23 protein-coding genes are annotated in these 22159 nt (G+C 66.7%); 6 read left to right on the plus strand and 17 right to left on the minus strand.

Annotation, left to right across the window (positions count from 1 at the left end):
• Positions 1 to 39: 39 nt before the first annotated feature.
• The 12 genes from MTBLM5_RS15470 to MTBLM5_RS15525 all read right to left on the minus strand — a co-directional run bounded on the left by MTBLM5_RS15470 (position 40) and on the right by MTBLM5_RS15525 (position 11225).
• Positions 40 to 219, minus strand: coding sequence for a hypothetical protein (locus MTBLM5_RS15470; RefSeq protein WP_173976964.1), 180 nt, complete (start codon positions 217 to 219; stop codon positions 40 to 42).
• A 47-nt stretch (positions 220 to 266) separates the two neighbouring features.
• The gene (locus tag MTBLM5_RS15475) at positions 267 to 1658 is read right to left on the minus strand and encodes a hypothetical protein (protein WP_173976965.1); all 1392 of its coding nucleotides are present in this window, start codon (positions 1656 to 1658) and stop codon (positions 267 to 269) included.
• Positions 1655 to 3217, minus strand: coding sequence for a hypothetical protein (locus tag MTBLM5_RS15480; RefSeq protein WP_173976966.1), 1563 nt, complete (start codon positions 3215 to 3217; stop codon positions 1655 to 1657). Before MTBLM5_RS15480 ends, MTBLM5_RS15475 begins: the two co-directional genes overlap by 4 nt.
• Positions 3218 to 3224: 7 nt before the next feature.
• On the minus strand, positions 3225 to 3749 hold the full coding sequence (locus MTBLM5_RS15485; protein ID WP_068502222.1) for a gamma carbonic anhydrase family protein: 525 nt from the start codon (positions 3747 to 3749) through the stop codon (positions 3225 to 3227).
• Positions 3750 to 3868: 119 nt separating this feature from the next.
• A complete protein-coding gene (gene argC / locus MTBLM5_RS15490; RefSeq protein ID WP_173976967.1) occupies positions 3869 to 4909 on the minus strand; it encodes an N-acetyl-gamma-glutamyl-phosphate reductase in 1041 nt (346 codons plus the stop codon).
• 100 nt (positions 4910 to 5009) lie between these two features.
• Positions 5010 to 5471, minus strand: coding sequence for a hypothetical protein (locus MTBLM5_RS15495; RefSeq protein ID WP_173976968.1), 462 nt, complete (start codon positions 5469 to 5471; stop codon positions 5010 to 5012).
• A gap of 5 nt (positions 5472 to 5476) precedes the next feature.
• Complete coding sequence (locus tag MTBLM5_RS15500; RefSeq protein ID WP_173976969.1) at positions 5477 to 6409, minus strand: hypothetical protein; 933 nt, start codon at positions 6407 to 6409, stop codon at positions 5477 to 5479.
• Positions 6409 to 6888, minus strand: a complete 480-nt coding sequence (locus MTBLM5_RS15505) for a hypothetical protein (protein ID WP_173976970.1) — start codon at positions 6886 to 6888, stop codon at positions 6409 to 6411. Before MTBLM5_RS15505 ends, MTBLM5_RS15500 begins: the two co-directional genes overlap by 1 nt.
• Positions 6889 to 6914: 26 nt before the next feature.
• Positions 6915 to 8360 carry a hypothetical protein gene (locus tag MTBLM5_RS15510; protein ID WP_173976971.1) on the minus strand — a complete coding sequence of 482 codons (1446 nt, stop codon included), beginning with the start codon at positions 8358 to 8360 and terminating at the stop codon, positions 6915 to 6917.
• A gap of 31 nt (positions 8361 to 8391) precedes the next feature.
• Complete coding sequence (locus MTBLM5_RS15515; RefSeq protein ID WP_173976972.1) at positions 8392 to 9012, minus strand: penicillin-binding protein activator LpoB; 621 nt, start codon at positions 9010 to 9012, stop codon at positions 8392 to 8394.
• A 90-nt stretch (positions 9013 to 9102) separates the two neighbouring features.
• Positions 9103 to 10509: an ATP-binding protein gene (locus tag MTBLM5_RS15520; RefSeq protein WP_173976973.1), complete on the minus strand. Its 1407-nt coding sequence runs from the start codon at positions 10507 to 10509 to the stop codon at positions 9103 to 9105.
• Positions 10497 to 11225, minus strand: coding sequence for a response regulator (locus MTBLM5_RS15525; protein WP_173976974.1), 729 nt, complete (start codon positions 11223 to 11225; stop codon positions 10497 to 10499). The genes MTBLM5_RS15520 and MTBLM5_RS15525 overlap by 13 nt, the downstream gene beginning before the upstream one ends.
• Positions 11226 to 11289: 64 nt before the next feature.
• Here MTBLM5_RS15525 and miaA point away from each other — a divergent pair, with 64 nt between their 5' ends.
• From miaA to MTBLM5_RS15555, 6 genes are all read left to right on the plus strand, one after another.
• Positions 11290 to 12228, plus strand: coding sequence for a tRNA (adenosine(37)-N6)-dimethylallyltransferase MiaA (gene miaA, locus MTBLM5_RS15530; protein WP_173976975.1), 939 nt, complete (start codon positions 11290 to 11292; stop codon positions 12226 to 12228).
• Positions 12229 to 12342: 114 nt separating this feature from the next.
• Entirely contained in the window at positions 12343 to 14091 is a 1749-nt protein-coding gene (locus tag MTBLM5_RS15535; protein WP_371814025.1) for an acetolactate synthase 3 large subunit, read from the plus strand.
• A 17-nt stretch (positions 14092 to 14108) separates the two neighbouring features.
• Positions 14109 to 14621, plus strand: a complete 513-nt coding sequence (ilvN, locus tag MTBLM5_RS15540) for an acetolactate synthase small subunit (RefSeq protein ID WP_068502186.1) — start codon at positions 14109 to 14111, stop codon at positions 14619 to 14621.
• 59 nt (positions 14622 to 14680) lie between these two features.
• Complete coding sequence (ilvC, locus tag MTBLM5_RS15545) at positions 14681 to 15700, plus strand: ketol-acid reductoisomerase (protein ID WP_173976977.1); 1020 nt, start codon at positions 14681 to 14683, stop codon at positions 15698 to 15700.
• Positions 15701 to 15900: 200 nt separating this feature from the next.
• Positions 15901 to 17916: an ATP-binding protein gene (locus tag MTBLM5_RS15550; RefSeq protein WP_173976978.1), complete on the plus strand. Its 2016-nt coding sequence runs from the start codon at positions 15901 to 15903 to the stop codon at positions 17914 to 17916.
• A 54-nt stretch (positions 17917 to 17970) separates the two neighbouring features.
• A complete protein-coding gene (locus MTBLM5_RS15555) occupies positions 17971 to 19248 on the plus strand; it encodes an alpha-glucosidase/alpha-galactosidase (RefSeq protein WP_173976979.1) in 1278 nt (425 codons plus the stop codon).
• A gap of 12 nt (positions 19249 to 19260) precedes the next feature.
• Here MTBLM5_RS15555 and MTBLM5_RS15560 read toward each other — a convergent pair whose 3' ends face one another.
• Genes MTBLM5_RS15560 through MTBLM5_RS15580 form a run of 5 tightly spaced genes read right to left on the minus strand, consistent with a single transcriptional unit; the run spans position 19261 to position 22072 of the window.
• A complete protein-coding gene (locus MTBLM5_RS15560; RefSeq protein WP_254431085.1) occupies positions 19261 to 19644 on the minus strand; it encodes a GntR family transcriptional regulator in 384 nt (127 codons plus the stop codon).
• Positions 19632 to 19877 (minus strand): hypothetical protein, encoded by a 246-nt coding sequence (locus MTBLM5_RS15565; protein ID WP_173976980.1) that lies wholly within the window; start codon positions 19875 to 19877, stop codon positions 19632 to 19634. Before MTBLM5_RS15565 ends, MTBLM5_RS15560 begins: the two co-directional genes overlap by 13 nt.
• A gap of 11 nt (positions 19878 to 19888) precedes the next feature.
• Complete coding sequence (locus MTBLM5_RS15570; protein ID WP_173976981.1) at positions 19889 to 21241, minus strand: aspartate aminotransferase family protein; 1353 nt, start codon at positions 21239 to 21241, stop codon at positions 19889 to 19891.
• Positions 21219 to 21428, minus strand: a complete 210-nt coding sequence (locus MTBLM5_RS15575) for a hypothetical protein (protein ID WP_173976982.1) — start codon at positions 21426 to 21428, stop codon at positions 21219 to 21221. Before MTBLM5_RS15575 ends, MTBLM5_RS15570 begins: the two co-directional genes overlap by 23 nt.
• Complete coding sequence (locus MTBLM5_RS15580) at positions 21428 to 22072, minus strand: acyl-homoserine-lactone synthase (protein WP_173976983.1); 645 nt, start codon at positions 22070 to 22072, stop codon at positions 21428 to 21430. Before MTBLM5_RS15580 ends, MTBLM5_RS15575 begins: the two co-directional genes overlap by 1 nt.
• Positions 22073 to 22159 lie beyond the last annotated feature (87 nt).

A 22159-nucleotide genomic window follows, 5' to 3' on the forward strand; every position in this document is an offset into this window, starting at 1 on the left:
CAATCGACGCCCGGCAAACGGTCTGTCAGCGTGGCAGGGTTACTGATCGTCCTCGGGCAGGTCGATGCCCAAAAGCCTTAGCGCCTGCTCGACCGTCCGGGTCGGTCCGTCCCGCTCGGGCTGTTCGCCCATTTCGGTGGCCAACGCCTCAAGCCGGGCCATCGCCGCGGCCAGGCCGTCATCCTCGGGTTCAGTGACTTTACGCTTCGCGACCCCCATCGCACCCTCCCACGTCAAGATGCGCACAATTATATGTTAATGTTCTGTTAACGTCCAAGCATTTCACAAACCACCACCAGCCACACCGACAGCAGCAGTGCTCCGGCCAGCACGAAGCGGCCGTTCCAAAGCCGCGCCACCTGGATCACCGGGACCTGGCCGATGCGGGCCACCGTCAGCACGGCGGCGCCCACCGGGGTCGAGCAGGCCGACAGCGCCCACGCCCCCATCAGGCCGCTGGCCACCGCCAATGGCGGCAGGCCCAACTCGGCCAGGTCGGCCAGCGCGCCGCCGATCAGGGTGACGGAAATGATCTGCGACACGCCGAATTGCGCCAGGATCATCACCGCCAGCGCCAGCACCACCACCAGGGCCGCCGGCGGCAGGCCCAACGCGGCCAGCAGGCGCGCCGTCTCGGCCGGCGGCACATAGGCGGCGACGACGATGCCCAGGAACATGGCGCCGCCCAGCATCGCCACCTCGTTGCGGAAGCCCGGCAGGGTTTCCAGGACGCGCCGGCCCAAATGGGCGGTGGCGGCACGCGGGTCGCGCCGCTGGACCGCCAGCCAAAACCACGCCGCCAGCGGCATGACGATCATCGCACCGATGACGATGCGCACCCCCAGCATTTGGGCGATGCCGACCGATGCGGCGACGATGGCCATGATCAGCAGGCACAGATGGAAAAGCGGTGTCCAGGCTGCGGCCTGCTGCGGCTCGAACCGGCGCGAGGTGGGCGGGAACTCGCGACGGTCCAGCCAGCCGCCCAGCACCAGCAGCAAGGCAGCCAGCAAACCCTGCAGCGGCAACAGCACCTGCCAGGCGATGTCGTGCACCACGGTCTGGACCACCGCGAAGGATACCGACAGCGGCGACCACACCGTCATCAAGGCGAAGCCGCGCAGGATCGCCGACAGCATGCGGCGCGAGCGGATGTCCTTGATGCGGGCTTCGCCGCCGGCCGCTTCCAGGGTGTTGCCCTTGGTGATCATCACCCCCAGCAGCGACAGCACGCCGAAATTCAGCACCAGCGAGATGACGTGGGCGCCTAGTGTCAGCACGGCATAGCGTCGCCCCGGCGGCTGGCGGACCATCAGCTCGCCGCAGCGCTGGACCAGGCCCGAGGTCTCGGCCGCCTCGCGCAGGAAGCCAAGCGAGGTGAACAGGCCGATGATGGCGGCGGCCTCGGTCCCGGCCTTCAGCAGCAGGGAGATGCCGGCCGGGTTGACCGCCAGGGTGACGGCGCTGGCCCCCAGTCCCAGCACCAGCATTACCCGGCCCTTGCCGTTGGATCGGGCGCCTTCCAGGATCAGGTAAAGCGCCAGCGCGGCGGCGGCGACGATGCCGGCCGTGGCCGATTGGGCGACCGCGCGGACGATCGAGGCGGCGATGACCGCCAGCAGGGCGGTGGTCGCCAGCGTCGGGCGCCACGATGTCATCCGGATGGCAGCGTGAAGCGGGCCTTGGGGGCGGGCAGCACCTTGGCCGGGCGGGGGATGTCCTTCATCAGGGCCGGGCCGTTGACCATGGCGAAGCCGGTCTGCACCGCGCCGATCAGCGCGTGGCGGCGGCGCACGCTCCAGACATAGGCGCCCAGGCCGGCGCGGTTGGCCGCGCCCAGATACTCGTCCAGCCAGGCCAGCAAGGTGGAATCGTCGGTCTTCTGGTTGGGCGGCAGTTCGGCCAGATCAATGCCGATTCCGGTCGCGCCGGCCTTGGCGGCCTTTTCGGCGCGGGAATAGCCCAGACGGGTGCGCACCCACACCTCGCGGCACAGCAGACGGTTGGCGGCGATCACCTCGGCCAGCCGGCCGGGATCGATATCGTCGGGGACGCCGAACAGGTCGATCACCACCCGGCTGTCGCGCACCGGCTTCAAAAGGTCGGCGAAGGGGGCGACCAATTCCATGCGGTTGTCGCCGGCCAGGCTGCGCCAATGGATCGGCAGCACCACCGTCGAGCCGTTGCCGGCCCGTTCCGAGGCCGCCGCGTCGCGCATGGCGCCGGCGATCAGGAAACGATCCAGCGACTGGATGGTGAAGTCGTCGATACTGTAGGCATGCGCCCCTTCCATCGGGGTCTGGCCCTCGGAATCGGTGCGCAGGACCTGGGCCTTGTAGGCGCCGATGGTCTCGCCGTCGGCAATCCAGGTCGGGCGCCACACCAGATTCATCTTCGAGGTGCCGGTGATCGGCAGGGCGGTATAGCCGGAATGGCCGGGCGGCGGCGGCGGCACCGGGGGCGCCTTGGGCCGGGACTCAAGCACCTGCCATTGCGGATCGGCCGCCTTGCGCTGCTTGATGCTGAATTCCCGCCAGCGCGGGTCGTCGGGCGGAACGCCGACCAGATCGGCGGGGATGGTGGCGATCGGCCCCCGCGCCTGGGCGGGCGGCGGGGCGGCCGGCTTGCGCACCGCCTGGGCCGAACTGGCGACGATCGAGCGCACCTCGGACACCGCGGCGGCGACCGCCTTCATGTTCAGGCGGCCATCCTCGAGGAAGGCATCGGCCATCGGCAGTTCGGCGGCCAGGGCCAACGGGATGTCGATGCCCTGGAACTGGTCGCCGACCAGGCGGGTGCCCAGCTCCTGCGCGATGATCAGGGCGCGGCGGCGCGCTTCCTCGGCGGGCAGGTTGCGAAAGACCAGGATGAAGAAGTCGGTGCCCTGGCGGGAAAAGATGTTGCCGGCGCCCAGATGCAGGTTGATCACCCCTTCGGCGATCAGCATCACCTTGTCGGCGATCTTCTTCCACCGCTCGCCCACCGCCTCGCGGTATTCGACCAGCGACACCACGTGGGGGCGGATGCCGAAGCGGCCCTGGTCCTCGCCCACCATCTGATCGATGGCCATGCGGAAATCGTCGGGGACGTAATTGTCCTGGGTGTCGGACCCGCCTTGCCGCGCTTGGGGCGGACTCCCCTGGGGCTGATCGCGCCGACCCAACAGGCGGCCGGCGATCCGGCTGAGCAATCCATCGCGCGGGCGGCTTGACGCCATGGCCGGCTTATCCGATCTCGGCCAGATACTTGCCCGCAAGGTTCACGTAGTTGGCGGCCGAGTGGGGGAAGAAGTCGATTTCCTCCTGCTTCAGGTCGCGCATCGGCTTGGCCGGGTTGCCGGCCCACAATTCGCCGGCCTTGACCCGTTTGCCCGGCGGGACCATGGCCCCGGCGGCGACCATCGCGCCCGATTCGACCACCACGCCGTCCAGCAGCACCGCGCCCATGCCGATGAAGCAGGCATCTTCCAGGCGGCAGGCATGCAAGATGGCGCCGTGCCCGATGGTGATGTCGGACCCGATATAGGTGCCAAGCTTGCCGCCGGTGACGTGAACGATGGTGCCGTCCTGGATGTTGGTCCTGGCCCCGATGCGAATCTCGTGGACGTCGCCGCGGATGACACAGCCGAACCACACGCTGGTCCCTTCGCCGATCACCACGTCGCCGATCACCGTGGCGTTGGGGGCGATGAAGCAGCTGGCATCGATGGTGGGGGTGATGCCCTTGTGGGGCAGGATCAGACCGGACATCGACAACTCCTTTGCCTTTGGCGCCCCGTTCCGGGGCCGTTCAAACGCCACGCGGGCTGGCGGTCCGATCCATCGAACAGAAGTTTCAGCCCGCTGAACCTTCCGTTCGGATCGGACCATTAAGGGAACAGCGGCTGCTGGTCGAGACCTTGGGTCTCGGGCAGGCCGAACATCAGGTTCATGTTCTGCAGCGCCTGGCCCGAGGCGCCCTTGACCAGATTGTCGATTACCGACAACACGATGGCCCGGCCCGGCAGGCGGTCGTCGAAGACGCCCATGACGCAGAAGTTCGAGCCCCGGACATGGCGGGTCTGCGGCACGCCGCCTTCGCCCATGACGCGGACGAAGAACTCGGCGCCATAGACCTTGGTCCACTCGGCCCGAAGGTCGGCGGCCTTGGCGCCCTTGGCGAGGCGCACATTGATGGTCGACAGCATGCCCCGGCTCATCGGCATCAGGTGGGGCGTGAAGCTGACCAGCACCGGGTGGCCGGCGGCCTCGGCCAGTTCCTGCTCGATCTCGGGGGCGTGGCGATGGCTGGCAACGCCATAGGCGTGAATGCCCTCGGTCACCTCGCAATAAAGGTTGGCTTCCTTGGCCGAGCGCCCGGCCCCCGAGGTGCCCGACTTGGCGTCGATGACGATGTCGCCGGTCTCGATCAGGCCGGCCTTGATCAGCGGCACCAGCGGCAACTGCACCGAGGTCGGATAGCAACCCGGATTGGCCACCAGCCGCGCCCCCTTGATGGCGGCGCGCTTCAGCTCGGTCAGGCCATAGACGGCTTCGGTCTGCAGTTCCGGGGCCTTGTGCGGGTGGCCGTACCAGGTGGCATAGGAATCCAGGCTGGTCAGCCGGAAGTCGGCCGACAGATCGACGGTGCGGACATGGGGCGGCAGGCCGGCGATCACCTCTTGCGTGGTGCCGTGCGGCAGGCAGCAGAACACCGCATCGACGGCGCCGAAATCGACATCGCCGATGGCGACCAGATCGGGCAGGTCAAGGCCTGCCAGATGCGGGAAGACCGAAGCCATCGGCTGGCCGGCCTTGCGGTCGCCGGTCATCGCCTGGATGCGAAAGCCCGAATGGCGGGCCAGCAGGCGCACCAGCTCGGCGCCGGTATAGCCGGAAGCTCCCAGGATGGCGACCTTGACCTCGTTCATGTGTCCTGCCCTTGTGCTTTGCGAAGAACGGAGGCGGACATTACCAGCAACCACAGGGGTAGGTCGAGAGATCAGAGGTCGTGCGCGCTATGCGATGGGGTCATTCCACCACCGCGACCCATTGCCCGTCGGTGCGCTTGCACATGCGCTTGACCGTCTTGCCCTCGAGCACGAAAGGGGCGACCGATTGGCAGGCCATGTCGGCGGTGACTGCGGCGGCGGCGACGGTTTCGCGCGGGGCGGCGGCGGCCGGCGGCGGCTCGTCGGGATTGCCGGCCGGCGCGGCCGGGGGCTTCCAGGTCACGGTGGTCGGCGCCGGGGCGATCGGGGCGGCACCCGCCGGCACCGCATAGGGGACGTTCTGGCCGGGCGGCACCGCCGGCATGGTCTGGACCGGGGTCACGGCCTGGTAATTGTCGGTCCACGGCAGCGGCGCATAGGACGGACGCGGCGGGGTCTGGCTGGGCCAGTCCGGCGCCACCCCGGGGGGCGGCGTCAGGCGCTGGTCGGCGCAGGCGGCCAGGGAAAGGGCACACAGGGTGACGGCTGCAAGCTTGTTCATGGCGGTCATTTCCACTGGCGCATCAGCCCATTCATGGTGTTGTAGGCCAGGTTCTGCGAGATCTTGGCAAGCTTCGGCGGCTTCCTTTTCTTTTCGAAGCCGGTGGCGGTGGCGCGGTATTTGTCGTCGCCCTGGGGGCCGAAGCTTTCATCGTCGTCGTCGGGTTCGACGAAGCCGCGATCGGTGGCGACCACCTGCTTTTCCGGGTTCCATTCCTTGAGGTTCTTGGAATTGACCATGGCGACGATGCGGCCGGTCTTGACCTCGAGGATGCGGGTGCGCAACTCGTAGCCGGTGCTGGACTGCCAATTGGGGGCGACCAGGATTTCCAGCAGGAAATCGGCCTTGCCCTGCAATGCTCGGACCTCGACCAGATTTTCGTTGGTGGTCTGCATGTCGGCGCCGGTGAAGCGCACGATGGCGGCGCGGTCCAAGATGGTGGCGCCGGCTTCCAGGAAGGGGGCCAGGAAGCCGTCCTGGAACTCCCACTCGAAGCTTTCCGACACCTGGCCGCGCCGACGGTCCTGGACGCGCCGCTGAATCTCGGTGGTGTTCTGGGTGCTGCCTTGCTTGTCCAGATTGATCTCGCCCGACATGGTCGAGTTCGATTCGGTGCGGTTGACGATGCGGGTGTCGGAATACCACTCGTTCAGCGTTTCCGACAGCTGACGGTTCCAGAAAAGCGCCAGCTTGGGCTTGCCGTTGGCGGCATAGGCCGAGGCGAAGCGGCCGACCACATCGGCCTGGGTGCCGAACGCGCCCGCTGCGTCGCCAGCCTTGGCCGCCTTTTGCATGACCTCGCTGTTTCGGGCGGGCGCCTGGGCCGGCGGCGGCGGCTGATAATCAGGGACGGCGCCGCCGACCGACTGCGACCAGGCGGCGGCGGGCAGCAAGGCGCAGCCGGCAAGGGCAAGCGCGGCAAGGCGGGCTTTGGGCATCAGCGGGTCTCCCGGACTTCCACCATGTAGTACTGCACGTTCTTCGTCCCGATCGACGATTCGGTGTAAGTATTCGAGGTCCGTGCGGCCAAATTAAGGCGCTTCCAGGCACTGACCTGCTCGCTTGGCGCCTGGGCCTGGTCGTAGAACTGGGTGCGGCCCTCGATGTTCAGGGGATAGTCGGTGCAATTGATGATCTGGCTGATCACCTTGACCGTCCCGGTGGGGGTGCGCTGGGCGCTGACGGTGCGGACGAACAGCTTGTTGATGACGTTGAAATCGGTGATCGACACCGAATTGAGCGGCATTTCCAGCAGCGGCGACGGCTCGCCCGGGGCGGCCGCCGGCAGGGCGACCAGCTGACGCTGGGCCGAAATGCCGGCCATGCTGCAAATGGGCGCGGGCTCTTGCACCTGGGCGCAGCCGGCCAGGGCGGAGATGCCGGCCAGTCCGGCGGCGGCCATGACGAACTTTTTCATCGGATTCGGCTTCCTTCTGCTGGTCGTCAGCTCTTGGGTTGGTCGCTCGCGGCCTCGGCGGCGGGCTTCGCCTCGGGTGCCGGGGCGGGGGCGGGGGCGGGCAGCGGCGGGATCACCACCGGCGCGAACATCCCGGCGCTGTTGGTGCTGGCCGGCGCGCGCGGGTTGGCCGGGATGGCGGACTCGCCCCTGACCCACGAAATCGCGCACGGCCCGGCCCGGGTGACACTGGCCTCACGCGTGCGCAGCACGGTTCCGTCCGAGGCCATGAAATCGACCGACAGGCTGTTGACCGAGGCGGGCAAGGGCAGCGTCACCGCATGGACCCGGTCGGGCAGATTGTCCCAATAACGGACGTCGGCGTCGGGTTCGGCGGCTTCGGCGGCGGCCTTGGCGGCGACGGCCATCAGCAGCAAGATGCCGGCGGCGGCGGCCGAATCGCGCTGGTTGCCCCGGTTGTTGGAATTCATCGCGACGGCGGCGGCGACCATGGCGCCGGTCATGGCGACGTTGCCGACGACGTTGGCGCCCTGCTTGAATTGGGCCTTGCCGGCCAGCACCGAATCGAACTCTCGCCCGCCGCGGGTCGAGGCCTGGTAGAAGACATCCTCGAGCAGGCGGGGCTCGACGGTGCGATCGACCGCCTTGGGCGGCGGCGGGGCCGCCTTGGCCCCCTTCTTGACCGGCTGAGGAGCATCGACCAGGTCGGTGAAGCGGATGCGGGCGGTCTCGGTGGCGCTGGCGCGGCGGTATTTCAGATAACGGGGCTTGGCGCTGTCGGGGTCGGTGGCGCTGTACTTGACCGGGGCCGAGCCGGTCTCGATCAGCACCAGGGTATTATCCTTGGCGTCGGGCAGCGGGAAGTCGGGCTTGATGCCCTTGAACTCCTTGAAATCCTCGTCGGCGGTCACGCTGTTGCCGCGACAGCGCGACGCCCAGCCCTGCAGGAACGGCATCAAGCCGAAATCGGCCTGATTTTGTTCTTCGTCGGCGAAGGAATCCTGGATGAAGCCGCCCTTGAAGCTGGCGCGGGCATTGTCGTAATCGCCGGCCTTCAGATACAGCAAGCCGCGATAATAATAGGCCATGGCCCGTTCATAGGGCTCGCCCTTGAAGTCCTTGATCAGTTCCTTGGTGAACAGCTCGCGGGCCTTGGCGGCGCTTTCGTTGTTGACGTAGATGGTCTCGATATTGCCCAGGGCTTCGTCAAGCAGTTGCTCGGCCAGCTTGTCGTTGCCCATCTCGACGGCGGCCAAGCCCAGGCGCATGTCGTTCAGCACCTGATTGCGCGGCCCCTGGGTCAGGGTGACGAAGAAATGCCTCTTCAACTCGGCCGGCTTGTCGGCCAGATAGGAATGGGCGACCTCGGGCTTGACCGTGGCCTCTTGCTCGCGCGCCGTCTGGCAGGCGGACAACAAAGCGAGCGAGGCCGCCGAGAGCAGCAATCGATGGGCTATTCCCGTGGACGACATGACGCCTTCCCCCCTTAAGTGAGCAGCCCGCTTAGCGGTAGATGACGTCGTCGGCGCCGGCCTTCGAGAATTCGTAGATGCCGCTCCACACGATGTCGCCGCTTTCCAGGTCAGCCATCTCGAAGATGATCTGGGTGTAGCGGCTCATCATGCCGGTCCTGGGGTCGCGGGCATCCAGCGAGGTGATGCGGCCACCCAGGCGGTAGTCACCACCCCTTTGCGCGGCGGCGGTGCCGGTGGTGCCCTTGTCGACGACGCCCTGGCGCTTCAGGTTGCGTTCGGACTGCACCATGTTGGCGTAATGACGGCCGACGAAGTTCAGCCGGCCCTGGCTGGCGCGCTGCAGGCTGACGCGCAGCCGGTCGGTGATCGAGTTGCGATTGATCCGCGACGAGCTTTCATTGACGAAATATTCGGCATCCAGAATGACGTTCGGCGGGGTGGCGGCATTGGCCAGACGCGGTTCGGTCAGCATGTCGCGCATCATCTGGTCGGTCATGCTGACGATATCCTGACTTTCGATGCCGACGCCTTTGACCGCGCCCAGCGTCGCCGGGTCCTGGTAGGTGGTGGGCGCACCGGCACTGTTCTGGACTGTCTGGCAGGCGCTGAGCAGCAGGCCGGCCGAGGCTACGATCATCAGGCGACGCATGAGGGGGATACTCCTTGACACGGACCGTGCCGGCCCGGGGGAAACCCGAGGCGACAGTTCAGACGATAATTCAACCACAGGGGCTTTGCATCAGGCATTTGCCGCAGGAATAATTGGAGCGTTTGGAATTTGTGCAGTCACGGTCAGGCCGCCTTCCGGGCGGTTCGACAAGACGACGTCGCCGCCATGGGCGCGAATGGCGGCGCGGGCCACCGCCAGGCCCAGGCCGGTGCCGCCGGTGTCGCGGTTGCGGCTGGCCTCCAGTCGGACGAAGGGGGCGAAGACCCGTTCGAACTCCGCTTCCGGGATGCCCGGGCCGTCATCTTCGACGGTCAGCACCGTCTGGCCGATTTGGGCTTCCAGCCGGCAGCGGGCGGAGCCGCCATATTTGACGGCGTTCTCGATCAGATTGGCGATGGCCCGTTTCAGGGCGGTGGGGCGGGCCTCGATCACCAGGCGGTCGGGGCCGTCGTAGCTGCCGCCCAGATCCTCGGCCAGGCCCTGGACCAGGGCGGCGACATCGACCGGGCGGCGGTCCTCGCGCAGGGCGTCGTCCTTGGCGAAAGACAAAGTGGCGGCGATCATCCGCTCCATCTCATCCAGGTCGGCCAGCAAGCGGGTGCGCTCGTCCTCGTCGTCGATGAACTCGGCCCGCAGTTTCAGGCGAGTGATCGGCGTGCGCAGGTCGTGGCTGATCGCCGCCAGCATCTGGGTGCGGTCATCGACGAAGCGGCGGATGCGGCCTTGCATGACGTTGAAGGCGTGCGCCGCCTTGCGCACCTCGCGCGGGCCGGTTTCCGGGACCGGCGGCGCGGTGATCTCCAATCCCAGCCGCTCGGCGGCGGCGGCGAAGGTGGCAAACGGCCGGGTGGCGCGGCGTACCGCCCACAAGGCGGCCAGGGTCACCGCCAGAAGGGCCGCGACCACCGGCCCCAGGAAGCGCAAGCCCCACAGCGGCTCGCCCAAATCCAACGGCGCGAAGACGTTCAGCCATGACCCGTCGTACAGCCGGACCGAAATGCGCAGCGCCGGGCCGTGCAGGCCGTGGCCCAGGCCGAACCCGCCCCCGGGTCCTCCCCCGGGTCCTCCGCCCATGCCCATGCCTTGCGGATGTTGGGTCGGACCGGGCGGTGGCGGCCCCATCGCCACCCGGATCTGGCGGCCGTCCAGGGCCGGGGCCAGGTCGCGCGCCACCGCCTTGGCCAGGCCGAACGGTTCCTCGCTGTCGCCGACCAGCGGATTGGCGCCCCAGCCGGCGCGAAAGCCGGTGCTGTCCATGCGGCGCAGGACGTGGCGGCGGGCCTCGGGCGGGGTTTCCTCGACCAGGGCGACCAGGGCCGCGACCCGTTCGGCGGCGTTGCGCCCGCCCAGCGCGGCCAGCGCCTCGCTGCGCGAGCCGGCGAACACGAACAAGGCTGCGCCCAAGCTTAAGGCCAACGCCGCCACCAGCACCAAGGCGGTGCGGCCGACCATGCTGTCGGGGATCAGGCGGGGCATGACGCGGTCACTTCCGGAGTGAACAGATAGCCGCCGCCGCGGACGGTCTTGATCAATTGCGGCTCCTTGGGGTCGTCATCGAGTTTGCGGCGCAGGCGGCTGACCTGGATGTCGATCGAGCGGTCGAAGGCGATGGCCTGGCGCCCGCGCGCCAGGTCCAGCAACTGGTCGCGCGACAGCACCCGGCGCGGATGTTCGACGAACACGCGCAGCAGGTCGAACTCGCCGGCCGACAGCGCCACCATCACGCCCTCCGGGTTGGTCAGGTCGCGGGTGTCGAGATTCAATCCCCAGCCGGCGAAGCAGACCGCCTTGCCCAGCGGACCAGGGGCGGGAAAGGGCGCCGAATAGCGGCGCAGCACCGCCTTGATGCGGGCCAGCAATTCGCGCGGGTTGAACGGTTTGGGCAGGTAATCGTCGGCGCCGACTTCCAGGCCGACGATGCGGTCGGTCTCCTCGCCCATGGCGGTCAGCATGATGATCGGCAGCGTCGAACCGTGGCCGCGTAAGGATCGGGTCAGGCTAAGGCCGTCCTCGCCGGGCATCATCACGTCCAGGACCACCAGATCGACCGCATGGCCGTCCAGGCGGCGGTGCATCTCGGCGCCGTCCTTGGCCACGGTCACCTTCAGGCCGTGCTTGACCAGGAAGCGCGCCAGCAGCTCGCGGATGTCGCGGTCGTCATCGACCACCAGGATATGCGGGACCTTGTCCATGACATCGACTATAACGCGGTCAAGTTTCCCGGCATGAGGAAAGTTGGTAACCGATGGTAACGGCATGAACACGGGCATCGTCGTCGCCGGCCCCACCGCCTCGGGCAAGTCGGCCCTGGCGCTGGCTATCGCGCGAAAGTTCGACGGCGTGGTGATCAACGCCGATTCGATGCAGGTCTACGACGTCCTGCGGGTGGTCACCGCGCGGCCGTCGGCGGCCGACGAGGCCCAGGCCCCCCATCGCCTGTACGGCGTGCTGGCGCCGTCCATCGCCTGTTCCGCCGCCCTGTGGCGCGACATGGCGGCGGCCGAGATCCAGGCAGCATGGGCGGCCGGGCGGCTGCCGGTGGTGGTCGGCGGTACCGGCCTTTACATCCGCACCCTGACGCAAGGCATCTCGCCGATCCCGGAAATCCCCGAGCCGGTGCGCGCCACGGCCCGCGCACTGCTGGCCGAGATGGGCAACCAGCGCTTCCACGCCCTGCTGGCCGAGCGCGATCCGGTGATGGCGGCCCGGCTGGATGTCGGCAATTCCCAGCGCCTGGCCCGCGCCTTCGAGGTCATCGAGGCCACCGGCCGCTCGCTGGCCGAGTGGCAGGCCGACCCGCGCGAAGGGGCGTTGCCCGCCCGCTGGCTGACCCTGTCGCTGGCGCCGCCGCGCGACGCGCTGTACGCCGCCTGCGCCGGCCGCTTCCGCCAGATGGTCCAGCAAGGCGCGCTGGACGAGGTCGCCTCCTTGCTGGCGTTGGACCTTGACCCGACTTTGCCGGCCTGCAAGGCCCTGGGCGTGCCGGAACTGGCCGCCCACATCCGCGGCCAATGCGATCTCGAGGCGGCCATCAATGCCGCCACCCAGGCCACCCGCAACTACGCCAAACGCCAGCTGACCTGGTTCCGCCACCAACTTGATGCGCCGGAAGTGATTTCCGCGCAATTTTCGGAAAGCATTTTCGCTGAAATCTTTCCGAAAATTCGCCACTTCCTATTGACCGGGGCTGCGTGAGCGATTAGTTTGACCGGCTCGCGGCCCACCCGCGCGCGCTGTCGGCGTGCGCATTCACATCCGGTGGACGGCCAGGAATAAGGAAAGGTTCGGACGATGTCACAGCAAGGCGCAATGAACGGAGCGGAAATCCTCTTGAAGGCTTTGGTCGACCAAGGCGTAGAGGTGATTTTCGGTTATCCGGGCGGGGCGATCCTTCCCATCTATGACGAGCTGTTCAAGCAGAACCGCCTGAAGCACATCCTGGTGCGCCACGAGCAGGCCGCCGTGCATGCCGCCGAGGGCTATGCCCGTTCGACCGGCAAGGTCGGCTGTGTGCTGGTGACCTCGGGTCCCGGCGCCACCAATACCGTCACCGGCCTGGCCGACGCCTTGTGCGATTCGGTGCCGCTGGTGTGCCTGACCGGCCAGGTGCCGACCCATCTGATCGGCAACGACGCCTTCCAGGAAGCCGACATCACCGGCATCACCCGGCCGTGCACCAAGCACAATTACCTGGTCAAGGACGTCGCCGACCTGTCGCGCATCGTCCACGAGGCCTTCCATGTCGCCCGTTCCGGCCGTCCCGGCCCGGTGCTGGTCGATCTGCCCAAGGATGTGGTGCAGGCCCACGGCGAATATCACGGCCCGACCCGCTTCAAGAGCAAGTACAAGCCGCAGGTCAAGGGCGACCTCAAGGCCATCGAGAAGGCGGTCGAGATGATCGCCGCCGCCAAGCGGCCGATCGTCTATGTCGGCGGCGGCGTGGTCAATTCCGGCCCGGCCGCCTGCCAGTTGCTGACCCAGTTCGTCCGTCTGGCCGGCTTTCCCTGCACCCAGACCCTGATGGGCCTGGGCGCCTTCCCCAGCTCGGACCCGCTGTCCTTGGGCATGCTGGGCATGCACGGCACCTACGAAGCCAATCTGGCGATGCATGATTGCGACGTCATGATCAATGTCGGCGCCCGCTTCGACGACCGCGTCACCGGCCGCCTGAACGCCTTCTCGCCGAACTCGAAGAAGATCCACATCGACATCGACCCCAGCTCGATCAACAAGAACGTGGTGGTCGATCTGGCGGTGGTCGGCGACGCCGCCCACATCCTGGAAGACATGATCAAGGTGTGGAAGGCCAAGCAGGTCCGCATCGACGACAAGGCCCTGCGGGCGTGGTGGGCGCAGATCGAGCAATGGCGGGGCAAGAACTGCCTGCATTACCCGGCCTCGAACTCGATCATCAAGCCGCAATATGCCATCCAGCGTCTGTACGAGCTGACCAAGCACAAGAACCCCTTCATCGCCACCGAGGTCGGGCAGCACCAGATGTGGGCGGCCCAGCACTTCCGCTTCGAGAAGCCGAACCATTGGCTGACGTCGGGCGGTCTGGGCACCATGGGCTACGGCCTGCCGGCCGCCATGGGCGTGCAGGTGGCCCATCCCGGCGCCCTGGTCATCGACATCGCCGGCGAATCCTCGATCCAGATGAACATCCAGGAACTCGCCACCCTGGCCCAGCACAAGCTGCCGGTGAAGGTGTTCATCTTGAACAACCAGTATATGGGCATGGTCCGCCAGTGGCAGGAACTGATCCATGGTGGCCGCTATTCGGAAAGCCACATGCACACCCATCCGGACTTCGTCAAGCTGGCGGAAGCCTTCGGCGCGGTGGGCCTGCGCGCCGACAAGCCCAGCCAGGTCGACGACCTGATCAACGAGATGATCTCGGTCGATCGTCCGGTGGTGGCGGAATTGCGCACCGACGCCTCGGAAAACTGCTTCCCGATGATCATGCCCGGCATGGCCCACAACGAGATGGTGCTGGGTCCGGAGGATCGCTCGGTCGAGCATCCGGGTTCGGAAGAAGACGGCATGGTCTTGGTGTGAGCAGGGGGTAAGGAACAATGATCAAGCACGAAGAAATCCAGCGCCACACCATCGCCGTCCTGGTTGACAACGAATCGGGCGTGCTGGCCCGGGTCATCGGTCTGTTCTCGGGGCGCGGCTACAATATCGAAAGCCTGACGGTGGCCGAGGTCAACGCGGCCGACAATCTGTCGCGCATCACCATCGTCACCAGCGGCACCCGTCAGATCATCGAGCAGATCAAGAACCAGCTGCGTCGCCTGGTGCCGGTGCACAAGGTGTCGGACCTGACCATCGAAGGCCCGCATGTCGGCCGCGAGCTGGCTCTGGTCAAGGTGTCGAGCACCGGCGAAAAGCGGGTGGAATCCTTGCGCATCGCCGACATCTTCCGCGCGCGCGCCATCGATTCGACCAATGAAAGCTTCGTGTTCGAGGTGGTCGGCGCCACCGAGAAGGTCGATGCCTTCATCAAGCTGATGGAGCCCCTGGGCCTGGTCGATGTGTCGCGCACCGGAGTCGCGGCTATTGCACGCGGCGCGGCCGCGCTGTAAGGAAGGCCCCACGAGTTCAAATGGCGGCCCATGCGGGGCCGCGACGGAAAGGAAAGACCATGCGCGTTTATTATGACCGTGACGCTGACGTCAATCTGATCAAGGGCAAGAAGGTCGCCATTGTCGGCTATGGCAGCCAGGGCCACGCTCACGCGCTGAACCTGCGCGATTCGGGCGTCAAGGAAGTGGCCGTGGCGCTGCGTCCCGGCTCGGCCACCGTCAAGAAGGCCGAGGGCGAGGGCCTGAAGGTCATGAGCCCGGCCGATGCCGCCAAGTGGGCCGACGTGGTCATGATGCTGACCCCGGACGAACTGCAGGCCGACATCTACAAGACCGACCTGGCCGACAACATGAAGCAGGGCGCCGCCCTGGTGTTCGCCCACGGACTGAACGTCCATTTTGGCCTGATCGTGCCGCGCGCCGACCTCGACGTGTTCATGGTCGCCCCCAAGGGCCCCGGCCACACCGTGCGCGGCGAGTACCTGAAGGGTGGCGGCGTGCCGTGCCTGGTGGCCGTGGCCCAGAACGCCACCGGCAACGCCCTGGAAATCGCCCTGTCCTATGCCTCGTCCATCGGCGGCGGCCGTTCGGGCATCATCGAGACCAACTTCCGCGAGGAATGCGAAACCGACCTGTTCGGCGAGCAGGTGGTGCTGTGCGGCGGCCTGACCAAGCTGATCCAATACGGCTTCGAGACCCTGGTCGAAGCGGGCTACGCCCCGGAAATGGCCTATTTCGAGTGCCTGCACGAAGTGAAGCTGATCGTCGACCTGATCTATGAGGGCGGCATCGCCAACATGCGCTACTCGATCTCGAACACCGCCGAATACGGCGATTACGTGACCGGCCCGCGCATCGTCACCGAAGAGACCAAGAAGGAAATGAAGCGCGTGCTGGAAGACATCCAGTCCGGCCGCTTCGTCCGCGATTGGATGCTGGAATGCAAGGCCGGCCAGCCTTCGTTCAAGGCGACCCGCCGCATCCAGTCCGAGCACCCGATCGAGCAGGTCGGCGAGCGCCTGCGCGGCATGATGCCGTGGATCGCCAAGAACAAGCTGGTCGACAAGGCCAAGAACTAAGCCGCTTCCGGTTTGGATCATGGAAAGGCCCTGGGCGCGCCCAGGGTCTTTTCGCTTGTACGGGGTGTTTTCATGTATTCTCTCCTGGCTGAGAAGCCCTTGCCTGCCAGGGCGCTGCCGCGACACCGATCCACAATGCGTCTTCCTCTTCTCCCGGCTTGGGCCTATCGTTACATACGTCCGGATGATCCGAGGGTGGCATGAAGTCTGGTTTGCCGGGACGAGACTGGTTCTGGGCTCCGCTGGTGGTCTTGCTGACCTTGACCATGGTGGTGTGGGACGTCTCTCATATCTACGCTACCCGCCGAGCCGACGCGCGCGAGCGGCTGGAAGCCTTGGCCCGGGTGGTCGAAGCCCGCACCCATCAGGTGTTCCTGGGGATCGACCGCATGCTGGCCGATACCGGCACGGAACTGACGATGGCCGGCCCGCCCGGTGCGTCGGCGTTCCATCGCTATCTGACCGCCCGGGCCAAAATCCATGCCGAGGCGCTGACCATCACCGTGGTCGCCCCAAACGGCACCATCTTGCATTCCACAGCCGCCAACCTTGTCGGCAAGAATGTCGGCGACCGCTCGTACCTGACCTATTTCCGCGACAATCCCAAGGATGATGGCCTGTTCGTCGGCGAGCCGGTCAAGGGCCTGTTGAACCGCACCATCGTCTTCGCCGCCCGTGGTGTCGATGATGACGACGGCAAGCTGAAGGCGGTGGTGGTGTCGGCGATTTCGCCGGCCATCTTCGCCGCCATGCTGGATGCCGCCTTGCCATCGGAACCGTCGGGCGCCATCTCGCTCTCGAACCGCCATCACATCATCCTGGCGCGCGCGCCCGACCTTGATGGCGACGCCATCGGCCTCTCCTTGGCGCAGGCGCCGGCCATGGTCGCCCACCTCAATTCGGGCAAGCCCGCCTCGCTTCAGGAGGCAACCGGCGGAGTTGACGGTGTCCGCCGCATGGTGGCGATCCGCACGGTCGAGCCGTGGGGACTGACCATCGGCGTCAGCGCCTCGATCGCCGACATCTTGAAGCCGGCTCTGCCGCGTATTCTGGGCGACCTGGTGTTGTTGGGGGTGATCACCGTCATCACCATCGCGTTGGTGCGGGTCAGCCGCTCGCGCGAACGGGCGCGCAGCCAAGCGCATGAAAGCCTGGCCCAAGCCCGCGACTACTACATGCGGGTGCTGGAAACCTTTCCGGCCCTGATCCGCCGCACCGACATGGACGGATTGTGCGACTCGGTCAACCGCACCTGGAAGGAATTCACCGGCCGCGATACCGCGACGGAACAGGGCGAAGGCTGGCTGGCCGGCATCCATGCCGACGATCGTGGTGCGGTGACGCTGTCGGCCGATTGCGAGTATCGCCTGATGGCGGCCGACGGCGAGTATCGGTGGGTGCATCAGACCACCCGGCCGCTGCTTGACCCCGATGGCAAGCCGTCCGGTTTCCTGTCGGCCTGCTTCGACGTCACCGACGCCCGCCAGGTCCGGGAAAAGCTGCAGCGTTCCAACGAGGAACTGGAACAGTTCGCCTATGTCGCCAGCCACGATCTGCGCGAGCCCTTGCGCATGATCAGCAGCTACATCGCCTTGATCGAGCGCCGCCTGGGCGAAGGCTGCGCCCCCGAACTGCGCGAGTTCCTGGGCTTTGCCAAGGACGGCGCCAGCCGCATGGACCGCCTGGTGCTGGATCTGCTGCAATTGTCGCGGATCGGCCGGATGTCGTCGCCCAAGCAGATGATCCGGTCGGGCGACGCCCTGCAGCGGGCGATCCTGCAATTGAGCGTGGCGCTGGAGGAAAGCGGCGGCGCGGTCGAGGTCGGCGACATGCCCGAGATTTTTGCCTCCGAGGACGATATGGTCAGGTTGTTCCAGAACCTGATCGGCAACGCGGTCAAATATGCCATCCCCGGTACGCCGCCCCGCATCGCCGTCAGCGCCGATCGCGAGGCCGGGGCCTGGCGGTTCTCGGTGACCGACAACGGCATCGGCATCGCGCGCGAGAATTTCGACCGGGTGTTTCGCATCTTCCAGCGCCTGCATGGGCGCGATGAATTCAGCGGCGGTTCGGGCATCGGCCTGGCCATCTGCAAGAAGATCGTCGAAGGCCATGGCGGGCGCATCTGGGTCGATTCCCCCGGGGCCAACCTGGGCACCTCGTTCATCTTCACCCTTCCTGCCCATGTCCAGAGGGCCGAGACCGGCAAGGCCTAGCGTGCGGGGTGTTTCGCGCTTATCTTTGAGTGATCAAGCGGAGGGAGGCGTGCCATGACCAATAACGCGCGTATCGTGTTCATCGGCGCCGGCTCGATGTCCTTCGGGCTTTCGACCTTCCGCGACATCTTCAACACCAAGTCGCTGGCCGGCTGCACCATGGTCCTGGTCGATACCAACCCGGAAGCGCTGGAGCGCATGACCGCGCTGGCCCGCATCATGAACCGCGAGGGTGGCGCCGGCCTGACCATCGAAAGCACCACCGACCGGCGGGCCGCCCTGGCGGGAGCCGGCTTCGTCATCAATTCCGTGGCGATCGACCGCAATCGCCTGTGGAAGATGGATTTCGAGATTCCCCGCAAGCACGGCATCCGCCAGACCCTGGGCGAAAATGGCGGTCCCGGCGGCTTGTTCTTCACCATGCGCACGCTTCCCTTGATCTTCGACATCGTGCGCGACATGGAGGAACTGTGCCCCGACGCGCTGCTGATCAACTACGCCAACCCGGAAAGCCGCATCGTCCTGGCGCTGGCCAAATATTCCAAGATCAAGTGCCTGGGCCTGTGCCACGGCATCTTCATGGCCCGGGGCGATATCTGCCACATGATGGACCGTTCGTGGTTCGATCTTGAATTGTGGGGCGCCGGCCTTAATCATTTCCAGTGGGTGCTGGGCATCCGCGACCGCCACACCGGCGAGGATCTGTATCCGCGGTTCCGCGAGATCGAAAAGACCTTCGACCCCGCCTTCCAGCCGCTGTCACGTCGCCTGATGCACAGTTTCGGCTATTGGCCGACCTGCAGCGACGACCATCTGGGCGAATACGTCCCCTATGGCTGGGAAGGTGGCGAGCACGGCTATGACTTCGCCGCCGACGAGCGCGAGCGGGCCGAACTGAAGACCACCATCGAAGGCGTGCTGGCCGGCGGGCCGCTGCCCGACGAATGGCGCCACGGCCCGGCCGAGCGATCCGACCAGGTGATCGAGGCCATTTTGCACAATTCCCACCGCTATCTGGAATCGGCGGTGCTGCACAATCGCGGCGCCATTCCCAACCTGCCGGCCGACCTGGCGGTCGAGGTGCCGGCCATCGTCGATTCGGCCGGAATTCATCCGGTGTCGCTGGGTCCGCTGCCCGATCCGATCGCCAAGCTGCTGTCGGTGCAGGCCAGCGTCCAGCAACTGGCCGTCGAGGCGGCGGTGCACGCCTCGAAGGAACTGGCGCTGCAGGCGCTGCTGGTCGACCCGGTGGTCAATTCCACCACCGCCGCCCAGGCGCTGCTGGACGAGTTGTGGGAGATCAACCGCCCCTATATCCGCCCCTGCGTCTAAGATTTCGGGCGGTCATTCGGCGGCCGCCAGCTTCGCTCCGGCGACCCGGCAACCGCGCCTGGGCATCCGAACGATCTGCCCGGACGCTGCCAATTGGGTCAAGGCCTCGCGCACCGGGGTCCGCGACACCCCATAGCGCTTGGCCAGCGAGTTTTCCTCCAGGCGTTGACCGGGTACGAAGGTGCCGCCACCCAAGTCGGCCTGGATCAGCCGGATCACCCGTTGCGTCAGGGTTTCCGAGGAATCGTCGCGTACCGTGCCGGGGGCGGCGGATTCGTCTTGCTCGATCCGCAGGATGTGCTGGGCCATCAGCACCGCCTGATCGGCCGACAGTCGTACCGAGCCGTCGGGGCCGGAAATGCGCCAGCCGTCGCCCTCTTGCATCAGCGAATGCATGCGGCCCCCGTTCCCCGGGCGCGGACCGGGATCATCTCGCGGACCACGCTGTCGCCGTGGTCCAGGCAATCGGCCATGGCGTCGTCGGCGCAGTCGATCAAGGTGGCGATCACCGCCTTGGCCTCGGCCGACAATTGAGTCTGCTGCAGCAATTGCGCCGCCTCGGCCAATCGTTTGCGGGCCGATCCCAGCAGCAGGCGGTTGCCATAGGCGAAGCGGATATCCTGGGTCATGGGGCGCTCCATCAGATCAGTCCGTCTTCGCGGGTCGCCGCCAGGCTTTGCGAGAGAACATCCAGCACGAAGTCGGCATCGGCCTCGGTGTGGGCCGCCGAGAAGAAACAGCGGTGGGTGGCGTGGATGAACAAGCCCTGGGCCAGGCAATGCAGGTAGAAGGCGCCTTCGGCTTCCTTTCCGGCATAGTCGAAGGACGACAGCGCCTCGCTTTGGAAGAACACCTGCCACATCGAGCCGCAACTGACGATGCGGGCGGGATAGTTGTTGGCCTCGGCATGGGCGTTGAAGCCCTGGGTGACCTTGGCGGTCAGGCGATCGACATGGGCGTAGATGTCGGGCCGGGCCTGAAGTTCGCTCAGCGCGGCCAGGCCGGCGGCGATGCTCATCGGGTTGCCCGAGAAGGTGCCGCCGAAGAAGATGCCCTTGGCCGCGGTGAAGTCGCCGAAGGTGGCCATCAGGTCGGCCTTGCCGGCGACCACGCCGATCGGCAGGCCGCCGCCGGCGACCTTGCCGTAGGTCGAGATGTCGGCGGCGATTCCGAACTTGCCTTGCGCGCCCTGATAGCCCAGGCGGAAGCCGGTCAGCACCTCGTCGAAGATCAAGATGATGCCGAATTCGTCGCAGACGGCGCGCAATTCGGCCAGGAACGGGCCGACATCGCCCTCGGGGTTCGATCCCTGGACCGGCTCGACCAGGATGGCGGCCAATTCGTGGGCCTGGGCGCGGATCGCGGCGATCGCCAGCGGATGGCGATAGGGCAGCAGCAAGACGTCGTCGGTGACCGCAGCCGGGATGCCGTGGCCCAGGGTCATCGGCACCACCTGCTCGGGCGTCGAGCCGGGCGCCGCCCACACCAGCGCGGTGTCGTGGGCGCCGTGATAGGAAATGTCGAACAGGGCGATCTTGGTCTTGCCGGTCAGGGCGCGGGCGGCGCGGATGGCGTAAAGGGTCGCCTCGGTGCCGGTGTTGGCCAGCACGACGCGCTGGTTGGTGGGCGACGCCGCCTGGATCCGGTGGGCATAAGCCAACTGGTCGGCGCCGCGCAGGCTGAAGTGCCAGCCCTTGTCGGCCTGGGCCTTGATGGCGTCGGCAACCACCTTGGGGCGGTGGCCCAGCACATGGACGCCGAAGCCCATGCAGGTATCGAGATAGGAATTGCCGTCCAGGTCGGTGAAATGGGCGCCCTGGTTGTCGGCGATGAAGATCGGCGGCGGCGCGATGCCCGAGGCGGCCATGGCCCCGTTGATGACTTCCGAGCGGTCGGCCGCCATCTTGCGCGAGCGTTGGGTGCGGGCGTGCAGGTCGGCCTGGGCTTCTTCCAGGCGGCTGATCCTGGGCTTACGCAGTGCTTGAGCGTTCATCGGTCTTCCTTCCCTTGGGGCGCGCGATCAGGCGCTTGTCTTCCGAGATCATGGCCCCGGCCACCTCGAGCAGGCGGGCGGCCAGGGTGAATCCGCTTTGCTGGGCGTGGCGGGCGACATAATCGACCGCCAGGCATAGATCCTTGGCTTCCTGCCGCAGGGCTGCTTGCGAGCGGCGGGGGGCCATCACGCGGCCTCGGGCAGTTGCCACAGGCCGAATTGACGAATGATCGGGGTGGGGGCGCCGTACTTGGTGCGCAGGCGTTGCACCAGGTCACCGGTGACGGGATAACGCGCCACCATCGCGCGGGTGTTGCCAAGGGTATGAACCGAGCCATGCCAGGACGGCTTCATGCCCAGGGCGCGGTGCATCAGGCGGGCCACCGCGATGTCCTCGACGGTGACCAACTCGTCGATCCCATAGGTGAACGCACATTCGACGATGCTGACCAGCAGATAGGCGGTGGCGCGGTCGATCCCGTCGGTGGTTTGCGCCAGGCCGCTCGATTCGACGGCGAAGCGGCTGCACTCCCACACGTTGGGGGCGCTGGGCGGGGTATGGCCGTCAAACAGGTGGCGGAACACCGTCGAAGCCATATAGTCCTTCTCGGTGGTCAGCAGGCGCCACGACCCAAGGACCTGTCCGTCAGGCGCATTGACGACCAGATAGGCGGTGTCGGGCCGATCGAACTGGTCGCGTTCCTCGCCATTGACGCTGGAGACGTCCCAGCCCATCCGCTCCTTGAAGACGCGGTGGCGCTGGCGATGCATCTCCCTCAGCAGCGTTTGGTTGGCGGCGGCATTCTGGGCGGTGATCAGATCGACTATCATGGTATCCCCGGTCGCTGTGGTGCGCTGGCCCATCACAGCGAATCGGGGGGGGGGCGTGTATCGGCGGAACCGACGGGTGTTTGCGCC

The organism is Magnetospirillum sp. LM-5, from assembly GCF_902729445.1.
GTDB lineage: Bacteria > Pseudomonadota > Alphaproteobacteria > Rhodospirillales > Magnetospirillaceae > Magnetospirillum.